Origin of the sequence: Brachybacterium sp. AOP3-A1-3 (assembly GCF_052378285.1) — a bacterium.
Classification (GTDB): domain Bacteria; phylum Actinomycetota; class Actinomycetes; order Actinomycetales; family Dermabacteraceae; genus Brachybacterium.
Genome location: NZ_JBQSXM010000004.1, coordinates 17,835 through 39,742 on the forward strand (window position 1 = coordinate 17,835; position 21,908 = coordinate 39,742).

Consider the following 21,908-nt stretch of genomic DNA (forward strand, 5'->3'; position numbering starts at 1 on the left):
CGCTCGTGCGCCGCTGCCCCCGCTCTGCCCGTCGGGCCTCCGCCCTCGCTCTCGCTGTTCCCCTGCTCGTGATCCCTGCCGGTCTGTGTCTCGGTCTCACCTCTGCATCCGCCGCACCGATCGACGACATCCGCTTCAGCGAGATCGAGTCCTCCGGCGACGGCGCCGACTGGATCGAGCTGGTCAACAACGGCGCCGAGGAGGTGGACCTGTCCAGGTGGTTCCTGCGCGACGACAAGGATGATCGCGACTGGACCGTCCCCGCCGCCACCACGATCGCCCCCGGTGAGCGCCTGGTCCTCGAGGGCGAGGTGTCCGGCGGGGATGGAGGATTCGACTTCGGTCTCGGCCGGGCCGACGAGGCCCGCCTGTTCCTGCCCGACGGCACCACCGAGGTCGACGCGGTCGCGTGGATCGAGCATGCCTCGAGCACCTACATCGTGATCGACGGCGAGCTGGTCACCGCCGCGGAGCCCACCCCGGGCGCCGAGAACTCCTCGCCCCTGCTCCCGGAGGTCCCTGCCGACCCGGTGGACCCCGCCGACCCGGAGGCAGATCCACCGGGGCCGGAATCGGACGGGCAGGAAGCCCCCGAGCCCGTGGCGGGTGCGGAGTCCGTGATCCTCAACGAGATCGTCTCCGACGGCGGCTCCCCCGACGACTGGGTGGAGCTGACCAACAACGGCACCGAGCCCGTGGATCTGTCCGGCTGGTACCTGCTGGACGAGGACGACACCAAGGAACCGTCCGAGTTCGTCGGCGGCACCGTCATCGAGCCCGGCGAGTACCTGGTGGTGGATCGTGATGAGCTGGGCTTCGGCCTGGGCAAGGGCGACGAGGTCCGGCTCTTCGCCCCGACCTCTGAGCTTGTCGACTCCGCTGCCTGGCCCGCAGACACCCACGCTGCACCCTCCCTGCAGCGCTGCGCCGACGGCACCGGCGAGTTCGTGCTCAGCGCGATCACCACGAAGGGCGCTGCCAACAGCTGCGCCGCCCCGGTGGTCATCCATGAGACCAGCTCACAGGGCGAGGACTTCGTCGAGCTGCGCAACCTCGGTGACGAAACAGTGGACCTGGGCGGCTATGTCGTCAAGGATTCCGACGACGACCACGCCCACGAGATCCCTGCCGGCACCATGGTCGAACCGGACGGCCTGCTGCTGATCACCGGTGACGAGCTCGGCTTCGGCCTGGGCGGCGAGGACTCCGTGCGCCTGTTCGCTCCCGACGGCGCCGTGGTCGACGGGGTCTCCTGGGCCGAGCACATCTCCCCCAGCTACGGCCTGTGCGAGAACGAGCTGGTGACCCAGGCGAGCGCCACCCCGGGCGAGGCCAACGACTGCCTCCAGCCCGAACCCGCGATGGCCCTGCCGACCAGCGGCGAGGTCGCCGTGCTGGACGAGGAGAACACCTGGGCCGAGGACCTCTCGGGGCTGGACGCCGCCATGATCGACGGCGAGATGGTGCTCTGGGCGACCAACAACGACGCCGGCCAGATCTCCCGCCTCGTGGAGAACGCCGACGGCACGCTCATCGGCTCCGAGGGCTGGCCCGCCGGCGGCATCCCCACCCGCTTCCCCGACGGGTCCGGCGCGCCGGACGGTGAGGGCATCTCCTTCGGCCCCGACGGCAAGCTCTACCAGTCGATCGAACGCGACAACGACGTCGGCGGCACCAGTCGCAATGCGGTGCTGCGGTTCGACCTGGCCGACGCCGCGGGCGCCGACGAGCTGGTCGCTGAGGCCGAATGGGACCTGACCTCCCTGCTTCCCGGAACCGACCCCAACGCCGGTCTCGAGGCCATCGAGGTCGGTTCTGCGAGCGATCTGGAGAACCTCGGCGGGGAGGTCCCTGCCGGAGCGGAGGCCTACGCCTTCGTGGCACTCGAAGCGACGGGTGACGTGTACGCCGTGGCCCTCATGGCCGACGGCTCCGCGGAGCTGATCGCCACCCTCGCCTCGCCCTTCGACGGGGTGATGGCGCTGGATCTGCAGGAGGCCACCGGCAAGCTCAGGGCCTTCTGCGACGAGGTCTGCGAGGGCGAATCCGTCACCTACGACCTGCGAGCCGACCAGGTCACCGCGTCACCGCGGTACGCCCGGCCCGCGGGGATGGAGAACCTGGCCAACGAGGGTGTCGCGATCGCCCCGTGGGAGACCTGCAGCGACGGGGCTCTGCGCATCTTCTTCGCTGATGACGCGAACACCGAGGGTCACTCCGTGCGCGGCACGGAGCTGACCGGGCTCGACTGCGCCCCCGAGGACGACGCGGCTCCGGGAACGGGCGAGGACACGGAGCCCGGGACCGGCGGCACGACGGATCCGGGAACCGGTGAGGGGACCGACCCCGTTGCCGGTGGGGAGATCGACCCGATCGACAGCGGAGAGCGGCAGTCCGATCACGGCGCGGGCGAGGATCCGGTGACCGTCGACGACACAGACCGCAGCAGCGACTCCGAGGAGTCCCCGTCGACCGGTGGGAACGCTGGCGCGGATTCCTCCGGATCAGCTCCCGCAGAGGCGGCGACGAACGGCTCCGGAACCGACTCGCACCAGTCGCTGGCCCGGACCGGGACGGAGCCCGCGGGTACGGTCGCGCTCGCCCTCGCGGCCCTCGCCGCGGGCTTCTGGATGCTGCGCCGCAGCCGACGGGCCTGATCCCTCCCGGAGGGGCGAGCACGGGATCACGGCCACCGCGGCATCCAGTTCAGCCGAGGGACGACCCCGCGCTCAGCGGTCGTCCTTCCCGTGCCAGTTCACCCGCATCGCGGCCTCGCTGCTCACCATCCAGCTGGCGAACACGGCGGCGCCCAGGTCGAACGAGACCAAACGGGAGTCCCAGCGTCCCTCTCCCCCGGCGACCCGTCGCGCGAGAGCGAGGCCCGCGAGCAGATTGGCCGCGCCCCAGGCCGCGTTGATCCACGGCGCGGACCGGGCCCCGCCGGATCAGGTGCCGGCCAACGGGTTCGCGCGTAGCCTGAGAGGCAGGGCGCCGTGCGATCCCGCGGGCGCACCTCTGGACCAGGAGCCGACATGACCCCCCACGAGGGCCGGACCTACGTCGTCACCGGTGCCGACAGCGGCATCGGCGCTCTCACCGCGACCACCCTGCGACAACACGGGGCGCGGGTGATCCGCTGCGGCCTCGGCCCGGACGTCGACATCTGCGTCGATCTCGGCGACGACGAGGGCCGGGATCTGCTGGTCGCCGAGGTCAGCCGGCTCGCACCCGGTGGCATCGACGGTCTGGCGCTGGTCGCCGGGGTCGCCACCGCCTCGACCGAGGCGATCCGCGTCAACTACTTCGGTACCCTCGCCGTGCTGGCAGGCCTGCGGACGTCTCTGCGCAAGAAGCCGTCCCCGCGCGTCGTCGTGGTCTCCTCGGCGGCGTCCCTGTCCGCCGGCGACGACGACGTGATCGGCGCCTGCCTGCGCGGCGAGGAGGAGTCAGCGATCGCTGCGGCGGAGCGGCTCATCGCGACCGGGCGCGGCGGCGTGCTGTATCGATCCTCGAAGATCGCCCTGAACCGGTGGGTCCGACAGTCCGCGGCCGGCGAGGACTGGGCGGGGACCGGCGTGGTCCTGAACGTCATCGCTCCCGGGATCGTCGAGACCGACACGGCGGGGACGACGCTGAGCACCGATTCCCCGCCGGATCCTGCACGGAGTTCTGCACAGAGCTCCGCACAGGACTCCGCGCAGGACCGGGTGCTCAGCACCGCGCTCCCCCAGCCGCTCGGCTTCCCGGGTCCCGTCCAGGCGATCGCCGACGCCATCTGCTGGATGATCAGCGAGGAGAACTCCTTCATGGCCGGGCAGATCGTCTTCGTCGATGGAGGAGCCGACGCGACGCTGCGCTCGGACAAGCCCTACGCCGACGGGGTCCGCTATGGTCCGGTCGCCACGTCGAGGATGCTCTTCTGGGCGCTCAGGGCCCGGATGGGGTCCTGGCGCCGCAGCTGACCTCGCACGAGCTGACCGCGTCGGATCGACGTCTGCGGCGACGAGCTCCGGACTCCACGATCCTCACTGCCCCGTCGATCCTCACTGCTCCGTCGTGACCGGCTCCACGTCCCTGATCTGTCCGAAGGCCAGAGCCGACCAGAAGTCCCCGCGCACATAGCGCTGCTCGGGGTCCGGCTCGTAGTCCCAATGACGGGCTCGGCCCTGCTGGAGCGCCATGGCGACGAGGCGACGACGGGCCTGACTCGCCAGGATGTCCTCCTCGAGGGTCTCCAGGCGGTACCGCGCCGTGAGCTCCTCGCGCAGGCTGCCGACGAGATCGGCGTGCTCGGGATCGGCGGCGACATTGCGCAGCTCGTGGGGATCGGCGACCAGGTCGAACAGCTGCTCGGGGTCACCGGGGCAGATCACGTATTTGTACTGCCCGTGCACCAGGGTCACCTGGGGGCGCAGCGTGCCCTCGGCGAGGTACTCGATCAGGATGTCGCGGTCATCGGGGCGGGCCGCGCCGCTCGCCTCCCGGCGGGCGGATTCCAGCAGCGAGAGCCCGCGCCGGGTCTCGGCGGCGCTGACACCTGTCGAGGCGCCCTCGGCCACTGGCGCGGGGACCTCTTCCGGGGCGCCTGCCAGCTCGAGCAGGGTCGGCATCAGGTCCAGCAGGGAGACCGGGTTCGCATAGCGCCCACGGTCGACCAGATGCTCCGGCCCGTGGAGGATCAGCGGCACGCGCGCGGACTCCTCGTAGGGGGACATCTTGTACCACAGGCCCTTTTCCCCCAGCATGTCGCCATGGTCGCTGGTGACCACGATGACCGTGTTCTCCAGCAGCCCGAGGGACTCCAACCGTTCCCGGATCCGCCCCACATGGTCGTCGATGTAGCTGACGGCCGCGTAGTAGGAGCGGCGGGCGCGGGCCACCTCCTCCGACGTGGTCTCGCGCTGGTCGAAGCCGCTCATCGCCCGCAGACGGTGGGTGTGGGGATCCTGAGCGGCGTCGGGCACCTCCGGATGCTTCGGACCGGGGATCTCGACGCCCGTGAAGCGGTCCCAGTGCTCCCGCGGCGGCTCGTACGGGTCGTGGGGGTGGATGAAGCTGGTGACCATGAGGAAGGGGATGTCCTCACCGGCGGCGCGGTTCGCCCGGACCCGGTCGTTGAGGTGGCGCAGGGTCCGGAAGCCCACCTCGTCGTCGAAGTCCTGCTGGACCGTGGCCTGGGAGACCCCGGCCGTGTAGACGGTGTCGGCGTCGTGGTACCACTGCAGGCGGTCGGCGGGATCGCGCTGCCAGTCCGGGACCATGTCCAGATCCGCCGGGTAGACGTCCGTGGTCAGGCGCTGCTCGAAACCGTGGTGCTGGTCCGGACCGATGAAGTGCATGCGTCCCACCAGCGCCGTGTGGTACCCGGCGGCGCGCAGGTGATGGGCGAACGTCGGGGTCGACGCGGCGAAGTCGTCACCGTTGTCGAAGCAGCCGAGGTCCGAGGGCAAGCGCCCGGTCATCATCGAGGCCCGCGAGGGGGCGCACAGCGGGGTGGTGCAGTAGGCCCGGTCGAACACCGCGCCGTCCGCGGCCAGGGCATCCATGTGCGGAGTGCGGGCGGCGGTGTCCCCGTAGGCGCCGAGCGCCTGCGCCGCCATCTGATCGGCCTGGATGATCACGATGTTGGGTCTCGTGGTGGTGCACTCGGTCCTGGCGCTCGTCGTGCTCATGGTCGTGCTCCGTTCTGCTCCGCCCCGTCCGGATTCGAACCGCCGGTCGTCGCGTCGTCGTTCTCGTGGTTCTTGTCGTCGTCGTCCGCATCGTCGTCGTCCGTCTCCGGCTCCCAGCCGTCGGCCCACTCGCCGGTCGCGAAGTCGTAGCCCACGGGTTCGCCGTCCTCGTCGGTGCGCTGGTACCAGTCGGTGTAGTCGGCGTGCGTGGAGTCGACCCCGGCGCCGGCGCCCTCGCCCGGCTCGGCCTTGACGACCTCCAGCCGGAAGTCGTCGTCGTACCGGTCCACGCCGTCCACGACGGCGTTGCTCACGGCAGCCTCGGCGTACTCCTGGCGCAGGGTGTGCGGATCGCTGCGCAGCTCGCGGACCCAGGCCACGATGATCAGCAGCATGACCAGGGCGAAGGGCACCGCCGTGATGATCACCAGCGACTGCAGCCCCTCCAGGGCGGTGTCGCCGCCCAGCAGCAGCATGACCACGGCGATCCCGCCCATCACGATGCCCCAGAACACGACGATCAGCTTGGGCGGGTTCTGACTTCCCCGCGTGGTGAGGATTCCCATCACCACGGAGGCGGAATCCGCTGCGGTGACGAAGAAGATCGCCAGGATCGCCATGATCAGGATCGGAAGGAAGCCGGAGAAGGGCAGGTTCGCCACCATCGAGAACAGCACCTCCGCCGGGTTCACCGAGTCCATCTCGCCCAGCTTCCCGTCGCGATACATGGAGATTGCGGTGCCACCCATGATCCCGTAGGCCACGAACAGCAGCGAGGAGGGGATGAGGATGACCCCGAGCAGGAACTGGCGGATCGTGCGACCCCGGGAGATACGGGCGATGAAGATGCCCACGAAGGGCGACCAGGAGATCCACCAGGCCCAGTAGTAGACGGTCCAGGCGGACTGGAACTCCAGGGTGTCCGAGCCCCAGGAGGCCGAACGCGCCATCATCTCGAAGAGGGATCCGATGTACTGCATGACGCCCGAGGGCAGCAGGTTCAGCAGGAACAGCGTCGGACCGAGGATGAACAGCATCCCGGCGAAGCCGATCGTGAGCACGATGTTGATGTTCGAGAGGTAGCGGATGCCGCGCGAGACGCCGGAGACGGCCGAGATCACGAAGCCGACCGAGAGGACGGCGATGATGAGGATCATCGCGGTGTTGGTCAGCTCCGAGGCACCGGAGACGATCACCACGCCCTGGCCGATCTGCAGCACGGCGATCCCGAGTGCGGCGGCGGTGCCGAACAGGGTCGCGATGATCGCGAAGATGTCCACCAGCTGGCCGGCCCAGCCCTCGGTGAGCCGCTTGCCGAACAGTCGCTCGAAGATCGAGGACATCAGCAGGGAGCGCCCGCGCCGATAGGCGGCGTAGGCCACGGCGCCGCCCACCAGGGCGTACATCGCCCAGGCATGGAAGCCCCAGTGGTAATACGTCTGCGCGAGCGCCTGGTGCAGGGCTTCGACGGATTCGGGCTCGTTCGTGAGCGGCGGCGGGGTGATGAAGTACGTCAGCGGCTCCGAGGGGCCCCAGAACATCACACCGATACCGAGGCCGGCGGCGAACAGCATCGCGACCCAGGAGAAGGTGGAGAACTCCGGCTTCTCCCCGTCCTTGCCCAGCGGGATCTTCCCGTACCGGGAGAAGGCCAGGATCAGCAGAGACACCAGAACGACGGTGGCGACCGCGTTGAACAGCCACCCGAGGTGGGTCATGGTCCAGGCGTAGGCGATGTCCGCGACCTCGCCCACGCCCGCAGGATCGACGATCCCCCAGATCACGAAGGCCACGGTGAGGACCCCGGCGACACCGAAGACGAGCTTGTCCACGCTGTAGCGGCGACGCTGGTCGTCGATGGCGATGCCCGGCACGAGAGCCGGATGGATGTCATGGGGGTACTTCGGTCGCGCGTAGTCGATGCTTCGCAAGAGCTCGCCGCTGCGCCGGCCCGGCCGCGTCCCGGGAGCGGGTCGTTCTCCGGGAGAGGGTCGTTCTCCGGGAGTGGGCGGCTCGTCCTCGGTCTTCACGATGGAACTCCGTTCAGGCTGGGGTCAGGGATCCGGGCGGCCGACGGCTCGTTCAGCGGGCCGGCACGATCGAACGCACCCGACGAGGACTGATCAGGAGGGACAGTCGGCCCTACCCGATCACCCACTCTAGCCGTGGACCTGCTGGACACGGCCCGACGGCAGCTCGGACGCAGCAGGGCGCCCGGCCTGAACCCGGCCGGGCGCCCTGCTGGCGCGGTGATCCTCTCAGGGGGTCGCGCCACCCGTTTCCGTGGCGGTGAAGACGCTGGACTGGACGATCCCGTCCGTCCCGTCGGCCGCTGTCCCGTCGGGCCCCGTCCCGGCTCCGGCGGCGAGGGCTGCCGTGCGCAGCTCCTTCGGATCGATCGCTCGCGAGGCGTCCTGGGTGATGGCGTACCAGCCGTACGGGGCGCCCTCGTCGAGTCCGTCCCAGGCGGCCGTCGCCGGCTCTCCGGAGGCGTGCGTGGCCTCGCCGATCACGCGGTCGCTCGGGGTCAGGCCCATCACGATGTCGGTCCGGAACGTGGTGGTGCGTCCCTCGAACTGCACGGGCAGGCGGAAGTCGTCCTCGTGCCCGTCATAGCGACCCTTGGTGTCGTACTCGGTGGCACCGAACTCATCGAGCTGCGCGGAGTACGTGTCCACCGCCATCTCGCCGCGGTCCAGGTCGAACTGGAGCAGGCGGAAGAAGGAGGCCCCGAACTGCAGCCCGGTGTCCGCGTCATAGCGGCGCATCCCGTCCAGCCCCATCTGCTCCGCGCTGACCTCGTAGAACTGGTAGTCGGCGAGCAGCTCGACGACGTTGTTGCCGGGGGTGCCGACGTCCTTGCGCACGCTGATGCTCACCCCGTGCTCGTGCCCGGACAGCACGAGAGCGATGTTGGGGTGCTCGGCCAGGAGCTGCTCGTGGATGATCTGCCCGTCCTGCGAGAAGGAGCCGCCGCGGCCGTCGGCCTCGTCGCTGGGCTTGTTGTAGGCGTGGGTGAGGACGATCGCGTTGCGCGTCGGGTACTGGTCCAGGACCTCGCTCGCCCAGGCCACCTCCTCCTCGGTGACCGAATAGCCGAGGTTCACGGCGATGAAGTCGCGGCCGGCGGCGGAGAAGAGGTTGTAGCTGTTCTGGTTGTCGCCGGGCTTCCACGAGTGGTACTCCGCTCCGGCCTCCTTCCAGGAGTCCGTCTGCGCGAGCGCCTCGTACCGTTCGGGCCCGAAGTAGTCGTTGTAGAGGCTGTCCGGGCCCACATCGTTGCCGCCGCGGTTGTCGTGGTTGCCGGGGATCACCGAGTGCGGGATGCCGGTGTCCTCGAGGATCTTCTGCGTCTCGGAGGCGAACTCGAACTCCCGGATCGCGACACCGCGGTGCTTGGCGTTCGTGTTCCAGTTCTCGATGACGTCCCCGGTATGGGCCACGTAGGCGACCTTGTGCTCCGCACCGTGCTCGGCGACCCACCGGTAGGAGCCCTCGTAGGCGTCGGCCCAGACCTCCCGCTCCGTCGTCGACGGGCTCCCGGCGGCACCCTCGGAGAGGTACTGGGTGTCGGTGAGGTGCATGAGGGAGAAGTCGAAGCTGTCCGGGTCCTCGAAGCCGTCGCGGATCGGCTCGTCGAGGTCATCGGCGAAGGGATCGGTGCCCAGCACGAGCGCCCTGATGGTCCCGCCCGAGTCGTGGTGCGCGGCGGCCGACGCGCTCACCTGGACCTGGCCCTCGCCGTCGCCGCGGGCGGTGTCGGCCACCTCGTAGCTGCCGGTCTCGGTGTTCAGCAGCAGCAGGCGCACCTCGCGGGAGGGGTCGACCTGCCCATGCCACAGCACGTCCTGGCCCGCGGTGGTGAACGGGATGTCGGTGCGGAGCGCGGGGACCTGCTCGCTGACCGGTGCGTCCAGGAGCTGGCCGTCCGACGGGTCCAGTGCGTCCTCGACGGCGGCGGCGTCCTGCAGCTCGACGTCCCCGTCGACGGTGCCGTCGGCGGCGATGGTGGCGGGGTCGATGACGCCCTGCTCGATGTTCGTCGCGGTGGTCACCTCACCCTCGAGGAAGGAGGTGTGCAGGTCCCCGCCACTCGGGTGCTCGGCACGGGCCGACAGCTGGGCAGTGCCGTCGGCGTACTCCTGGGTGGCGCCGCCGGCCGTGGGGATCGAGGCGGAGGTGAAGGTGCTTGATCCGGAGACCTCGCCGCCGAAGGCGTCGGTGCCCGTGTAGGCGATGGTGTGCTCGCCCTCGCGCAGACCCTGGCCGATCTCGTCGCCGAGGGCGACGCTCTCCCCGTCGAGGGTGAACGAGAGCGGAGCGGCCAGCAGCGCCTCGTTCCCGACCGTGCCGGCGAGGACCGTGGGGGCGGTGAGCTGCTCGTCCGGGACCGGGCTGCCCAGCTCGAAGGTCACGTCGCCCTCGGCGCGGTCCGCGAAGGTCTGCGCGTACCGGGCGGCGATCTCGTCGGCGCTCAGTGCGCGGCTGTAGATGCCGGCTTCGGCGAGGGAGGTGGTGCCGTGGAACTGCGGATCGCCGCTGCCATTGGTGTCCGCCCCGAGGAAGAACTGGCGCGCACTCTCCTTCGGCGGCGTGATCGTGCTGCCCTTCGTGGGGGTCTCGGCGACCTTCTCGCCGTTGAGGTAGAGGGCGACGGTCTTCCCGTCCCAGACGCCGGTCGCGTGGTACCAGACCCCTTCCTGTACCTCCACCCCGGTCCCGTAATAGGTGCCCTCGACATTGACCATCATCTTCAGCGTGGACCCGTACGCGGTCAGCGAGTAGCCGCCTGCCTCCTTGGCCCCGCAGAAGTTCCCGGTCCCCTCGGACGTCCCCTCGGTCAGGCCGCCGTCGAAGCGGACGGTGCACTCCAGGGTCAGGGCCTTCGAGGTCGCGTCGAAGCCGTCGGCGTAGTCGTAGCGCAGGGCGTTGGTGCCGTCGAAGGCGGCGACCTTCCTGCCCAGGGCCGTGTCCACGGCGATCTCCGGGGCGGCGCCGAATCCGGTGACGGTGCGGTCCTGCGCGCTGTCCGCTGTCGAGCCGGACGCGATGTCGACGTCGAGCACGTCCGGGGTGGGTGCCTCGACGACCGGCTCCGGCAGGGGCGCCCGCTGCGGCACCGTTCCGCCGGCTCCGGGCTCGGCCGGTGCAGCGCCGGCGGTCCCGGGCTCGGCCGGTGCGACGAAGGGGGCCGACGGGAGTGCCGGAGCGGCCGCGGAGACCACGGGGGTCATCCCGACGGCGACAGCAGCAGCGAGGGTGAGGGACAAGGTGCGCCAAGAGGTGGGCACAGGGGCTCCTGAGGTAGGGAGGAGTCGCGGACGCCTGCACGCTAGGGAGCCTGGCGGTCGCTTCCGTACCCTTCTGCCGAACCCTGAACGTCCAGCAGATGTCCACTCGATGGCCCCGAACTGCTGTGTGCCTACCGCAACGAAATGCCGAACACTGCAGGTCAACGCGCCGTTGCCAGTGAGCCGCTTCCTGTTGGGCTGTGCGCCATGACGACCCTGGCACGGTCGTCGTAGGGCGCCGAGGTGACATCGCAAACCGACGCGCCGATCCATTCCACGAGAACGTCCCACCCACGTCACGAATCAAGGGAATCGGCGGCCAGGGGCCCATCGCCCGCCAGCGCCCGCGCCACCGCCCTCGGCGCCCAGCGCCCAGCCGAACGGTCAACGCCCCGAGGCGACGCGCCGATCCATTCCACGAGAACGTCCCACCCGCGTCACGAATCAGTGGAATCGGCGGCCAGGGGCCCGCCACCGGCACCGGCCACCCGCCACAGCCACAGCCACAGCCACACCCACAGCCATCCTTCGCCCGTCACCCGTCACCCGTCGCGCACCACCCGGCCGAACAGCCGACGCTCCGTCCCGCCCCGCACCGACGCGCCGATCCATTCCACGAGAACGTCCCACCCACGTCACGAATCAAGGGAATCGGTGGCCCGGAGCCCAGCGCCCACCATCGCCATCGCCATCGCCATCGCCGCAGCCACCGGCACCGGCACTCGCACTCGCACCAGCACCCGCACCCGCACCCGCACCGACCGTGCCGACCCCGCCGCAGAGATTTCCTTTGACCCTGGGCAGGGACCCGGCCACGCTGTGAACATGGGGCAGGCACAGGGATTCGAGTACGCGACGCGTCGCGACGGCGCCGTGGTGATCACCCATCACGGCACGGTGGCCGCCGTGCTGCGCGGGAGGCGTGCGGAGCAGTTCCTCGACGAGGCGGCGGGCGATCCGCAGGGGGCCATGGCCCGCTGGACCGGGAACTACCAGCACGGCAACGAGCGCACCGCGAAGCAGCACCCCCGCAACCGGACCCGGCACTGACCCTGCCCGCGATAACCCCGCCCGTGAGACCCAGCCCGCGATAGCTCTCCCCGTGACGACAAAGGTGCCGCCAAGTTGGAACCTATTGCGTCGCGGGAGCTGCGCGCATGCAGTCCGTCACGTCGGCGGCGACATCGCCCGAACGTGGCCCTCTGCGATGCGGTCCGCTGCGACAGGAAGCCGCCCGGGATCCGATGCCGTCGGATCCCGGGCAGCTCCGCGGTCAGGCGGTGGCCACGGCCGGCCGCGGGGTCTCCGAATCGGCTCGGCGCCCGATCAGCTGGAGCACCACGGCGATGGCCGCGAGCACGAAGCCGACCACAGATACCGCGATCGAGGGATACACCATCAGCACTCCGCCCACGATCAGCAAGGTGCGGTCCAGCGCTCTCCCCCGGGCCACGAGGAACCCCGCCAAACCTCCGGCGATCGCTGTCATCCCGAGGATCACGGTGATCAGAGCCGGGATCAGCTCGCCGATGGTCCCTTCGAGCAGCAGCGCCGGTTCGAGGACGAACACGAACGGGATGAGGAAGCCGGCGATCGCCAGCTTCAGGGCCGTCACTCCGGTCTTCAGCGGGTTCGAGTTCGCGATGCCGGACCCCGCATAGGCCGCGAGACACACCGGCGGCGTGATATCGGCCAGGATGCCGAAGAAGAAGACGAACATGTGCGCCGAGATCAGGGGGACGTCGAAGTTGTTGTAGAGGATCGGTGCGGCGACGGTCGCGGTGACCACGTAGTTGGCGGTGGTCGGCAGGCCCATTCCCAGCACCAGGCTGACAATCATGGTGAAGAACAGCACCAGCAGGAAGTTCCCCTGCGCGAGGTCGATGACGGCGTTGCCGAGGCGCCCTCCCAGGCCGGTTCCGGTCACGGTGCCTGCGACGATGCCTGCCGTGGCGCAGGCCGCGATCACGGGCAGCGCGGTGCGAGCGGCAGCCTCGAGGGTCTTGATGATCCCGGTGAACGAGAGCCGGGTGGACTTGCGCGCGAAGCTCAGCACGAAGGCGACGCCGATCCCCCACAGGGCTGCGCGCGCCGGAGAGAACCCGGACAGCATCATGTAGACGATGACGATCAGGGGCAGGATCAGGTCGATCCGCGTGATCAACGACTTCCACGTGGGCAGCTCCGAGACGGGCAGGCCCTTGATCCCGGTGCGCTTGGCCTCGAAGTGCACCGAGAGGAATGCGCCGAGGAAGTACAGAGCCGCCGGGATGATGGCGATGATGATGATCTCGTTGTACGGGATCCCGGTGTACTCGGCCATGATGAACGCGGCCGCGCCCATGATCGGCGGCATGATCTGGCCGCCGGTGGAGGCGGTCGCCTCGGTCGCCGCCGCGAAGTGAGGCTTGAAACCAGCCTTCTTCATGATCGGAATCGTGAACGAGCCCGAGGCGACGGTGTTGGCCACCGACGACCCCGAGATCATGCCCTGCAATCCGCTGGCCGCCACGGCCGCCTTCGCGGGACCACCGGTGAAACGGCCCGTCGCGCGGAAGGCCAGGTCGTTGAAGAATGCTCCGATGTTGGTGCGGATCAGCACGACGGCGAACAACAGGAACAAGAAGATGAAGGTCGAGGAGACCTGGATGGGCGTGCCGAAGATGCCGGACCGCGCCGTGAAGAAGGTCCCGACGACGTAGTTCTCCCACGACTGCCCGACGATGAGCACGGCGTAGCCGATCGCCGCCAGGGCGATCAGCACGATCGGAAGCCCGACACAGCGCCGGGTGGCCTCCAGGACCAGCACGATGCCCAGGGTCGCGATCACGTAGTCGAGGTCGCGGAACCCCAGGATCTGCACCATGTTGCTGGTCAGGTGGTCGTAGTCGACGACGATGAAGAGGTTCACCGCCAGCGCGACCACGGCGAGGATCAGGTCGTACCAGGGCACGCCGCGCCGGGTCAGGGAGAGCCGTTTGCTGGCCGGATACAGCAGGAAGATGATCGACGTCGCACCGCCGAGGTGGATCGCCCCCTGGATCAGCGAAGGACGAGATCCGAACAGACCGGTGTAGAGGTGGAACAGGGTGAGGGCGACCGACAGGCCGCCCACTCCCCATGCCCACACCCCGAGGTTCATGCGGAACCGGCTGGCGGTGTCGTGCTCGCGCAGCACCTCCTGCGCATTCTTCTCGGCGTCAGCCACCGAGGCGGGGTCGGTCGCCGGCTCCGTGGACCGCGGCTCCTTCTCGTGGTCTGCCGAGCTCATTTCAGAGGAGTCCCTGTTCCTTGTAGTACTTCTCGGCGCCCGGGTGCAGCGGCACGTCGCCCTGGCCCGAGAGCGCGAAGTCGTGGTTGATCAGACCACCCTGGGGCAGGGTGATCTCGCCGGCGTGCTCGAAGGTGGCGGCCGTGATGTCGTAGCCGACCTCGGGGCTCACCTGGGTCATCGAGGCGATCAACGTGGCGGCCACGGACAGGGTGACCACGGGCTCCTCCAGGAAGTCGTACGAATCGGGCTCGATCGTGTAGACGTCGAAGGAGCTCTCGCTCGCCACCTCCTCGGCCTTGTCCTGGTCCATCGACACGAGCTGCACGTCATTGGTCGCCGCCAGGTCACCGAGGGAGCCCGTCGGAGTGCCCACCACGAACACAGAGGCATCGATGTTGTTGTCGCGAAGGAGGTCCAGCGAGCTGGCGAAGTCCTGCTCGAACGCCTCGTAATCGCCTTCTTCGATTCCGTAGACGCTGAGGATCGCGTCGGAGACGGCGCGCGTCCCGGATCCCACGTCGCCGACGGCGATCCGCTTGCCCTTGAGGTCCGCCGGGCTCTCGAGCCCGTTGCCCGCGAGTGTCACGATGTGCGCGGCCTCGGGATAGAGGGCCGCGATCCAGCCGATGTTGTCGACCTTGGCACCCTCGAACTCCCCGGTGCCGGTGACGGCGGTCTGGGCGGTGTCGCTCTGGACGATCCCGAGCTGCCACTCCTCCTGGAAGATCATGCCGATGTTCTCCACCGAGGCACCGCTGTCGGTGTAGTTCACCGTCAGCCCCTCAATGTTGTCCTCGTAGATGGTGGCGTACTCGCCGCCGAGCGGGTAGTACACACCACCGGTGCCGCCGGTCCCGAAGGTCAGATCGGTGACGAAGTCACCCTCACCGCCTCCTCCGCCGGTGCCGCCCTCGTCCTCGCTCCCGCAGGCGGCGAGCAGTCCGAGCGCCGCGATGGGGCCCAGCGTGGCGAATGTCCGTCGTCCGATCCTCATGGGTCTTCTCCTCAGTGGGTCATGCAGGAACGAGGGGAACGGTCAGGTCCTTCAGCAGCTTCCTCACCGCAGTTCCCTGACCGCCTCGTCAGTGATAGTCGATCACATCACGGTTCCTCTGCTGCGCCCCCCTGTTTCCGCTGGGTCACGTCATAACATTTCGGACTCATTCCCCCAGCACACACGGCCCGCCGCGCACGAGCTCGCCGGGCAGGAGCTCGCCGGGCAGGAGCTCTGCCGTCATGAGCCCGCCGGGCAGGAGCTCGCCGGGCAGGAGCTCTGCCGTCACGAGTTCCGCGGGCATGGGCTCCCCGGGCGTGGTCACGGCCACCGGGCGGCGTCGGTCCGACCAGTCGACGAGATGCATCGTCCTGGCGGCCTGAAGCCAGCGCATCCCCACCGCGGTCGAGAGACTCGGCAGCGAGAGACTCGGCAGCGACCTGCCCGCGACGATAGAGGTGCCGCCGAGCTGGCACCTTTTGCGTCGCGGGAGCTGTGGGCCGTGAGCCTCAGCCCTCCCGCACCTGTCCGCCCTCCACCTGCCAGCTCCGGTCGGTATTCACCGTCTGGAGCATGCGCCGATCGTGCGTGACCAGAAGCAGCGTGCCCTCATAGCTCTCCAGCGCCTGCTCGAGCTGCTCGATGGCCGGGAGGTCGAGGTGGTTGGTGGGCTCATCCAGCACCAGCAGGTTCACGCCTCGGCCCTGCAGCAGGGCGAGGCCGGCGCGGGTGCGCTCCCCCGGGCTCAGCTCGTCGACCGGGCGGCCGACGTGATCGGCGCGGAGCCCGAACTTGGCCAGCAGGGTGCGCACCTCCGCGGGCGACATCTCCGGCACCTGCGCCTCGAACGCGGTGGTCAGCGGCCTGCCCCCGGCCAGCAGGGAGCGGGCCTGGTCGATCTCCCCGATCTGCACACTAGAGCCGAGCGCCGCCGTGCCCTCATCCGGAGCCCGATGTCCGAGCAGCGCCCGCAGCAGCGTCGACTTCCCGGCACCGTTGGGACCGGTGATTCCGATCCGCTCCCCGGCGTTGACCTGCAGCGAGACGGGCCCGAGGGTGAAGCCCCCCTGCCGGATCACGGCGCCGGACAGGGTGGAGACGACGGAGCCTGATCGCGGTGCCGCTCCGATGGCGAACTCGAGCTGCCACTCCTTGCGGGGTTCCTCGACCTCGTCGAGCCGCGCGATCCGGCTCTCCATCTGCCGCACCTTCTGCGCCTGCTTCTCGCTGGACTCGCTCGAGGCCCGGCGCCGGATCTTGTCGTTGTCCGGCGCCTTCTTCATCGCATTGCGCACGCCCTGGCTCGACCATTCCCGCTGCGTGCGCGCCCGGGACACCAGGTCGGACTTGGTCGCCGCGAACTCGTCGTACTTCTCGCGGGCGTGGCGGCGCACCGTCGCGCGCTCCTCGAGGTAGGCGTCGTACCCACCGCCGTAGACCCGATTGCTGCTCTGGGCGAGGTCCAGCTCGAGCACTCGGGTGACGCAGCGGGCGAGGAACTCGCGGTCATGGCTGACCAGCACCACTCCACCGCGCAGCCCTCGCACGAACGCCTCGAGACGCTCCAGCCCGTCGAGGTCGAGGTCGTTGGTGGGCTCATCCAGCAGCACGATGTCGAAGCGGCTCAGCAGCAGGGCGGCCAGGCCCACCCGAGCCGCCTGCCCACCGGAGAGCGAGGTCATCAAGGTCTGCTGCACGTCGGTCCGGGCGAGCTCGAGGCCGAGATCGGCGAGCACCACCGGGATCCGCTCCTCGAGGTCGGCGGCACCGCTGGCCAGCCACCGATCCAGCGCGGTCGCGTAGACGTCCGCCGGATCTAGGCTGCCGGGTCCGGAGGGCGCCGGCTCGGCGAGCGTCGCAGCGGCGGCGTCCATGTCAGCGGTCGCCTCTGCGCATCCGGTGCGGCGGGCGATGTACTCGGCGACGGTCTCACCGGGGACTCGTTCGTGCTCCTGCGGCAGCCATCCCACGAAGGCGTCGGCCGGGGACAGGGAGACGGTCCCCTCCTGCGGGGCATCGACGCCGGCGAGCAGGCGCAGCAGCGTGGACTTCCCGGCGCCGTTCGCACCGACGATCCCGACGACGTCACCCGGCGCGACCGTCAGGTCGAGAGCGTCGAAGAGGGTGCGGTGGCCGTACCCGCCGGCCAGGCCGTGGGCGACGAGGGTTGCGGTCATGGGTCGATTCTCCCACCGCGCGTGCGGTGGGCCGGCCAGGACCCGGACGGGGCTGACGAGTACCCGGACACGTCGTCAGGACCCAGCCCGCCGAGAACAGACAGGACCCGGCCCGCCGAGAGCGGACCTCGAGGTCACGTCCCGGCCCGGCCCGTCCCGCCACGTGATGGGCCCGACGTCAGGACTCGTCGATCGATACCCCGAGCGTCGAGGCGTGCTCGCTGATGATGCGAGCCAGGTCCACATCACGGCTGGTGATCCCGCCGACGTCATGGCTGGACAGCGTGACGCCGACGCTCGGGTAGGTGAGGGTGAGGTCCGGGTGGTGATCGGCGGCCTCCGCCGAGGCACCGATCCGGTTCACGAGGTCCAGGCCAGTGGCGAAGTCCCCGGTGGAGAACTGCGCGGCGATCGTGCCCTCGACCTGGCGCCATCCGGTGAGGCCGGCGGCGTCGATCTCGGACGGGGACAGTATCTGCTTCGGATCCGTCATGAGCCCATCGTGCCCCGGCAGCCGCACCGGGTCCACCGTCCTGCTGCGGTCAGCGCGCCGGGAGCGGACTCCGCCGGCGCTCAGATGTCCGCGCCCGCGCAGACCTCACGGGCTCCACAGGCTCCACAGGCTCCACAGGCTCCAAGGACCTCACCGGCCTCACGGGCATTACCGGCCTCACGCACCTCACGCACCTCACGCACCTCACGCACCTCACGCACCTCACGGACGATGCGTCGTCCAAAGCGTCCTGGTGCCACGGATCCAGAGCTCGCCGAGCTCGCGCACGCTCCCGACGCCATCTCCGGCGAGCGCCCGCAGCGTCTCCTGGTCCTTCTGCTCCAGGGACGGGAGCGCCCGCGCGCCGATCCGCTGCAGCTCGAGTGCGGCGTACTCCCCCGCCGGCCCGTCGGCCGCTGCGCGGAGATCGGTGACCAGGCTGTACGTATGCGGAGCCTCGAAACCGGCGGTCGCTATCTGCTCGGTCCAGTCCGGATGATCGGCCGGGGTGCCGCCGCCGGCTGCCCGCACCTGCTCCTCCCAGTCGGCGAGCTCCGCGGGGAGCACCCGTGGCGCGGCGTCCATCTCGAGAACAGCCAGCAGGCCGCCGGGCCGGAGCGCGGCGAAGAGGTTCCCGAAGGCGGCGTCGGGGTCGGAGGTCTCGTGCAGGGAGGCGGACGCCCAGACGACGTCGGCCGGGCCGAGATCGTCGTCGGACGCGGCGATGTCAGCGCGCCGGGTCGTGACCCGATCCCCGACCCCGGCGGCCTGGGCGCGGTCGCGGACCTGGGACAGCATGCCTTCGGAGATGTCGACGGCGACGATCTCGGCCTCGGGGAACCGGTGCGCGAGCGCGATCGTGCCGGTGCCGACGCCGCTGCCGATGTCCAGCACCCGTCGCACCTGGCCCTCGGCCACCTCAGCCACGCGGGCGGTCGCCGCGGTCAGCATGTCGGCGTGGACGTCGGCGTCGAGCTCGAGCAGCCGCCCCAGGAACGAGCCGTGATCGTGTGCATGGCCGTGGCCATGGGCGTGGCCATGGGCTTGGGGCGGGCCGTGGTCGTGCGCCGGGCCGTGGCCAGGCTCAGCGCCCTGTCCACGATCGGAGTGCGGGCGATCCGGGGTCAGGCCGGGGTACGTCGACATCCTCGGAGTCTAGCCACCGGCGTGTCGAGCATCACCGGGGGCTGATGGACCTACCTTGAGGTTCGTGTCCCCGCCTCCCTCGCCCCGCAGCTCCCTGGTCCTGACGCGCCGAGGCCGCCTCCTCCGGACAGGGCTCGCCCTCCTCATCACCCTGATGGTGGTCATCGCCCTGGTGGCCGGAGCACGAGCACTCTCAGGCGGACGTTCCGACGAGACGGTCGGCACCTTGAGCGCCGCCCCGGACGCCGGATCGGGCGGCGGTTCGGACGCCGCCGCGGACGCCGGATCGGGCGGCGGATCGGGCAGCGCGTCCGACGCCGGCACTGCGGAGACAGCCACCTCGGCGACCGCTCAGCCCACGGCGGACGAGAACACCAGCGAGGCCGCACCGGAGATCGTGCGCTCGGGCACCGTCGGTGCGGGAACCTGGACGACCCCGGACCTCGTCGACGGCTCCGACCCCGGCACGTTGCCCGTGCACACCGATGCGGTGCGTGTCGAGGCCGGGATCGGGATCGATGCCGACGACGCCGCACAGGAGATCGCGAGAATCCTCGACGATGAGCGCGGATGGCGAGCCACGGAGGAGGTCGCTTTCGAGCACGTGGCCGACCCGGCCTCGGCAGAGTTCACGATCTCGATCGCCTCCCCGCCCACGGCCGATGAGCTGTGCCTGCCTGCCAGGACGAACGGGCTCTGGAGCTGCCGCGTCGGCGAGGACGTAGTCCTGAACTCGGACCGCTGGCTGCATCGGACCCCGACCTACTCCGACACCACCGAGTACCGGGCCTACATGGTCAACCACGAGATCGGGCATTTCCTCGGTCATGGTCACTCGACGTGCGGAGGCGACGGGCTCACCGCGCCGGTCATGCTGCAGCAGAGCATCGATCTCGGCGGATGCCGGCCCAATGCGTGGCCGACGTCCGAGGGCATGGCCTGAGTCCTGAACCCGGCCGCCAGATCGTGGTTTACATTGATCCCATGATCCGCCGCGCCATCGCCCGCACCTTCTGGACGTTCAGCAGGTGGAAGCTGGTCGCCGAACCTCGCTCGGACCGGCCCGCCATCTTCCTCGGCGCTCCGCACACCTCCAACTGGGACTTCGTGTTCATGCTCGCCCTGGCCTGGAAGCTCCAGATCCCCCTGCGCTGGCTGGGCAAGAACAGCGTGTTCACGGGCTGGCGTGGCCCGATCATGCGCACCCTCGGAGGAATCCCCGTGGACCGCTCGGATCCGAGCCGCATCGTCCACGAGGTCGTGGAACGCATCCAGTCCGGAGAGGACTTCAACCTGGTCATCACCCCTGATGGCACGCGCAAGGGCAACACCTGCTGGAAGTCCGGCTTCTACCGGATCGCCCGCGCGACGGGCATGCCGGTGACCCTGGGCTTCGTGGACCGGTCGACGATGACCGTCGGCCTCGGCCCCACCTTCGATCTGACCGGGGACGTCAGCGTCGACATGGACCGCATCCGCGCCTTCTACGCGGACAAGGCCGGCCACCATCCGGCGCATCGCGTCGAGCCCCGTCTGAGCGAGGAGCTCGACGAGGCCTGAGCACCGCGCGTCGACCTCCGCCGGTACGGCACACTCGGGGGATGGATGATCTGCACGTGCCCGCGGGCCCCGGAGCGCCCCAGGGGCTGAGGATCCCGGACGCCGAGCTCGCCGAGCAGTTCACCCACGCATCCGGTCCGGGCGGGCAGGGCGTCAACACCTCGGACTCCCGGGTGCAGCTGCGCCTGGATCTCGCCACCACCACCGCGGTCGACGACGAGCAGCGCGAGCGCCTGCTCTCCGTGCTGGCCCCACGCCTCGCGGGCAGCGTGCTCACCGTCAGCGCCGAGGAGCACCGGGCCCAGCGTCGCAACCGTGTCGCAGCCCGCGAGCGCCTCGCCGCGATCCTCCGTGAGGCCATCGCCCCGCCTGTGGTGCGCCGGCCCACGAAGCCCACCAAGGGCTCGAAGCGTCGGCGGCTGGACGGCAAACGGCGCCGCTCGGAGACCAAGCAAAATCGCCGACGCCCTGGCGTCGACTGACCCCTTCCGTAGACTCCTCATCGTGACCCCGCTCACGATGGGCCCCGCAGCGACGATGCTCGCCTCCGCGCTGGACCTCGCCCAGGAACGGCCCACCGAGCTCCACGTCGCAGACCTCGCCGATCACGTCGGCTACAGCCCCTTCCACTTCTCCCGGATCTTCGCGAAGCACACCGGGATCGGTCCGGGCCAGTACCTCATCGCCCTGCGCATCGACGCCGCCAAGCGCCTGCTGCTGAGCGGCGACGACCCCGTGGTCGAGGTGGGTGCCGCCGTCGGCTTCGACTCCCTCTCGAGCTTCAGCAGGCGGTTCCGCGCAACGGTCGGGGTGCCGCCCGCGCAGCTGCGCCGCCTCGCCCACCGCATCAGCGACCAACCCCCGCGGCCCTTCGCCCTGCTGCAACCGGGCTCCGGCCTGGTCCAGGCGGACATCGCTCTGCCGACGGGGTTCAGCCCGCGCGGGGACGCGTCGATCTGGGTGGGCTGGTACCCGCATCCGGCCCCGATCGGACTGCCCCGCTCGGGTCTGCTGATCTCGGGAACGCCGACGGTCCAGCTGCCCCTGTGCCCCGGCGCGCCCTTCCTGCTGGGCTTCGCCGTGCCGAGCCAGGCCGACGCGCTGGACCAGCTGGTGCCCTCGGCCCCGATGGTCGCCGTGCACCCCGTCGAGATCACGCAGCCCGCTCGCGTCACCCTGGAATTCTCGGTCCCGACATCGACCCGCCCGCCTCTGCTCAGCGCCCTGCCGAGCCTGTGCACCCGGTGACCGCTGTGCAGTCCCCACCGAACCAGCAGAACCAGAAGAACCAGCAGATCGCA

Annotated in this window: 16 protein-coding genes; 7 read left to right on the plus strand and 9 right to left on the minus strand. The window is 70.0% G+C overall.

Going from position 1 to position 21,908, the window contains the following annotated elements:
- The first annotated feature begins 5 nt into the window (after positions 1-5).
- Both ACT3T5_RS07250 and ACT3T5_RS07255 read left to right on the plus strand, forming a co-directional pair.
- The gene (locus tag ACT3T5_RS07250; protein ID WP_444594028.1) at positions 6-2,657 is read left to right on the plus strand and encodes a lamin tail domain-containing protein; all 2,652 of its coding nucleotides are present in this window, start codon (positions 6-8) and stop codon (positions 2,655-2,657) included.
- Positions 2,658-3,032: 375 nt separating this feature from the next.
- Complete coding sequence (locus ACT3T5_RS07255) at positions 3,033-3,962, plus strand: SDR family NAD(P)-dependent oxidoreductase (protein ID WP_444594029.1); 930 nt, start codon at positions 3,033-3,035, stop codon at positions 3,960-3,962.
- An 81-nt stretch (positions 3,963-4,043) separates the two neighbouring features.
- On the opposite strand, the gene betC is transcribed toward ACT3T5_RS07255, so the two are convergent.
- The 3 genes from betC to ACT3T5_RS07270 form a co-directional block, all read right to left on the minus strand.
- Positions 4,044-5,672, minus strand: coding sequence for a choline-sulfatase (gene betC / locus ACT3T5_RS07260; protein ID WP_444594030.1), 1,629 nt, complete (start codon positions 5,670-5,672; stop codon positions 4,044-4,046).
- On the minus strand, positions 5,669-7,603 hold the full coding sequence (locus ACT3T5_RS07265) for a BCCT family transporter (protein ID WP_444594031.1): 1,935 nt from the start codon (positions 7,601-7,603) through the stop codon (positions 5,669-5,671). The genes betC and ACT3T5_RS07265 overlap by 4 nt, the downstream gene beginning before the upstream one ends.
- 327 nt (positions 7,604-7,930) lie before the next feature.
- Positions 7,931-10,963, minus strand: a complete 3,033-nt coding sequence (locus ACT3T5_RS07270) for a LamG-like jellyroll fold domain-containing protein (RefSeq protein WP_444594032.1) — start codon at positions 10,961-10,963, stop codon at positions 7,931-7,933.
- Positions 10,964-11,617: 654 nt separating this feature from the next.
- On the opposite strand from ACT3T5_RS07270, the gene ACT3T5_RS07275 reads away from it, so the two are divergent.
- Entirely contained in the window at positions 11,618-12,013 is a 396-nt protein-coding gene (locus ACT3T5_RS07275) for a hypothetical protein (protein ID WP_444594033.1), read from the plus strand.
- 223 nt (positions 12,014-12,236) lie between these two features.
- On the opposite strand, the gene ACT3T5_RS07280 is transcribed toward ACT3T5_RS07275, so the two are convergent.
- The 6 genes from ACT3T5_RS07280 to ACT3T5_RS07305 all read right to left on the minus strand — a co-directional run bounded on the left by ACT3T5_RS07280 (position 12,237) and on the right by ACT3T5_RS07305 (position 19,047).
- Positions 12,237-14,234 carry a TRAP transporter permease gene (locus tag ACT3T5_RS07280; protein ID WP_444594034.1) on the minus strand — a complete coding sequence of 666 codons (1,998 nt, stop codon included), beginning with the start codon at positions 14,232-14,234 and terminating at the stop codon, positions 12,237-12,239.
- Position 14,235: 1 nt separating this feature from the next.
- Complete coding sequence (locus ACT3T5_RS07285; protein ID WP_444594035.1) at positions 14,236-15,231, minus strand: TAXI family TRAP transporter solute-binding subunit; 996 nt, start codon at positions 15,229-15,231, stop codon at positions 14,236-14,238.
- 166 nt (positions 15,232-15,397) lie between these two features.
- The gene (locus ACT3T5_RS07290) at positions 15,398-15,598 is read right to left on the minus strand and encodes a hypothetical protein (protein ID WP_444594036.1); all 201 of its coding nucleotides are present in this window, start codon (positions 15,596-15,598) and stop codon (positions 15,398-15,400) included.
- A 142-nt stretch (positions 15,599-15,740) separates the two neighbouring features.
- Positions 15,741-17,408, minus strand: coding sequence for an ABC-F family ATP-binding cassette domain-containing protein (locus ACT3T5_RS07295; RefSeq protein ID WP_444594037.1), 1,668 nt, complete (start codon positions 17,406-17,408; stop codon positions 15,741-15,743).
- 178 nt (positions 17,409-17,586) lie between these two features.
- Positions 17,587-17,901: a 4a-hydroxytetrahydrobiopterin dehydratase gene (locus ACT3T5_RS07300; RefSeq protein ID WP_444594038.1), complete on the minus strand. Its 315-nt coding sequence runs from the start codon at positions 17,899-17,901 to the stop codon at positions 17,587-17,589.
- Between the two features lie 222 nt (positions 17,902-18,123).
- On the minus strand, positions 18,124-19,047 hold the full coding sequence (locus ACT3T5_RS07305) for a class I SAM-dependent methyltransferase (protein ID WP_444594039.1): 924 nt from the start codon (positions 19,045-19,047) through the stop codon (positions 18,124-18,126).
- Between the two features lie 64 nt (positions 19,048-19,111).
- Between ACT3T5_RS07305 and ACT3T5_RS07310 the strand changes: the two genes are divergently transcribed.
- Genes ACT3T5_RS07310 through ACT3T5_RS07325 form a run of 4 tightly spaced genes read left to right on the plus strand, consistent with a single transcriptional unit; the run spans position 19,112 to position 21,855 of the window.
- Positions 19,112-19,990, plus strand: coding sequence for a DUF3152 domain-containing protein (locus tag ACT3T5_RS07310; protein WP_444594040.1), 879 nt, complete (start codon positions 19,112-19,114; stop codon positions 19,988-19,990).
- A gap of 41 nt (positions 19,991-20,031) precedes the next feature.
- Entirely contained in the window at positions 20,032-20,607 is a 576-nt protein-coding gene (locus tag ACT3T5_RS07315; protein ID WP_444594041.1) for a 1-acyl-sn-glycerol-3-phosphate acyltransferase, read from the plus strand.
- Positions 20,608-20,648: 41 nt separating this feature from the next.
- On the plus strand, positions 20,649-21,089 hold the full coding sequence (arfB, locus tag ACT3T5_RS07320) for an alternative ribosome rescue aminoacyl-tRNA hydrolase ArfB (RefSeq protein ID WP_444594042.1): 441 nt from the start codon (positions 20,649-20,651) through the stop codon (positions 21,087-21,089).
- A 22-nt stretch (positions 21,090-21,111) separates the two neighbouring features.
- A complete protein-coding gene (locus tag ACT3T5_RS07325) occupies positions 21,112-21,855 on the plus strand; it encodes a helix-turn-helix transcriptional regulator (RefSeq protein WP_444594043.1) in 744 nt (247 codons plus the stop codon).
- The last annotated feature ends 53 nt before the right edge of the window (positions 21,856-21,908 follow it).